Source organism: Mesorhizobium sp. M2D.F.Ca.ET.226.01.1.1 (genome assembly GCF_004022705.2).
Classification (GTDB): domain Bacteria; phylum Pseudomonadota; class Alphaproteobacteria; order Rhizobiales; family Rhizobiaceae; genus Mesorhizobium.
This window is the reverse complement of sequence record NZ_RZOY02000035.1, coordinates 1-1,576: the sequence shown is the minus strand read 5'-3', so window position 1 is coordinate 1,576 and position 1,576 is coordinate 1. Positions and strand designations below refer to the sequence as shown.

Here is a 1,576-nt window from a genome sequence, read left to right as displayed (position 1 = left end):
TTTCCCTTGCCGGTGGAAGCCGCCTGGTTCGACGACTTGACCAACGTCACGCAGCAAGGGCATGCTGACGAACAGAGAGACCTTGACTGCAGGCTCCATTTCGTTCCGCGCTTAGGACGTTGTCGGTCATGACGCGGGCTATTGTGACGCCGAGGCTGGCGTAGCAGGCCACCGCCGCCTTGAGGAAGGCGATGGCGCGTTCTTCTTTCTCGTCGGGCAGGATTTGCGAGAAGGCGATGCGGGACGCGTCGTCGATGCAGACGTGGACGAACTCCCAGCCGGCGCCGCGCGACTTGCCTTTTTGCGGCTCGCCGGTGATGCGATGGCCGACTTGGCTGAAGCGGCCGAGCTTCTTTGATGTCGATATGGATCATCTCGCCTGGGTTCTCCCGCTCGTAGCGCCGGACCGGTTCGGCCGGCTCGCTATCGCTTAGCCGCGACAGCCCGGCACGCTTGAGAACCCGGCTGACGGTGGCGGGCGAGACGCCGACCTCATGGGCGATGTGCTTGCCGGTCCAACGTTGCCGCCGCAGCGCCATGATGCGCTCGGCGATCAACGCAGCGGTGGCCTGTGACATATGGGCGGGCCGCGAGGAACGGTCGATCATGCCGGCCCGCCCTTCAGCCTTATAGCGCTCGACCCAGCGCGCCACGATCTTGGCCGACGCCATAGACCCGCGCCGCATGGGCTTTGGAAAAAGCGCCCTCTATCACCGACAGCGCCATCTCCTCTCGACGCAGCGGTGTGAGACGGGCATTCTTGTGGATGTTCATTCGGACCCTCCGATAGATGCTGAAGCGTGGTAACTCCAGTCTCCTCGGTCCGGTCCGAATGGACAACCTCCCGAAAGCTCACAGCTAGCAAGAGTCTTTGGTGATGCTCGGATGCCGAGTCCACCACCACTGAGAGCCCAATAGACATTATTGTGGTGGGCGTTTGAATTGGCACTAGATATGGACCCACGAGAACTTGGAACGTTGAATACGACGGTCGCCTCTCATGCGGAGACACCTATGTTCGGAAGAAGACACACGAATGGTCAAGTGTTCCGGTAGCGCGGCGCGAAACACAGTGTCCGCCACTTGCTCGGACAACTTCTTCGGTGGCATGCGGATTGCAAGGGGGATGGTGAAGCGAAGGTCAGCGCATCACAACCTCGCCGTTCTGTTAATTGCTCCGCCTCAAGTGCAAATAGGCGTTCTCAACGTGTAAATTCTTTATGAAACTTGGCTTGTTGGAGCTACGCGGTATCGAAACCGGTAGAACAGTGCACCAGCAAAATGGAGTGGCTTCTTAACTGTTAAGCAGGCGCGTTGTTGATCGAGCTGCAGCAGGAGTTTGACGTCTCCTAATTCCATCTGCCAGCACATGGCCCTGGCTTCGCTTGAGACTATTGTGGGTAACAAGGCTCGCCCCGAGGTAGAAAAGCAGCCGTAGACTTTATTCGAAAAGAAGCGGATATATTGGAGTATACCTCAGTGCGAGCCATATCTGAACTCGCCGAATTCGTTAGCAGCTATCCAGCAAGTGCACTGCCTGCGGCGACACGGCGTACAATTTCGTTGCTCATTTTAG

At 58.1% G+C, this 1,576-nt stretch carries 1 pseudogene; it reads right to left on the bottom strand.

The window, feature by feature from the left end:
• Positions 1-121: 121 nt before the first annotated feature.
• Positions 122-774, bottom strand: a pseudogene (locus tag EN869_RS33630) (leucine zipper domain-containing protein); the annotation flags it as partial.
• Positions 775-1,576 lie beyond the last annotated feature (802 nt).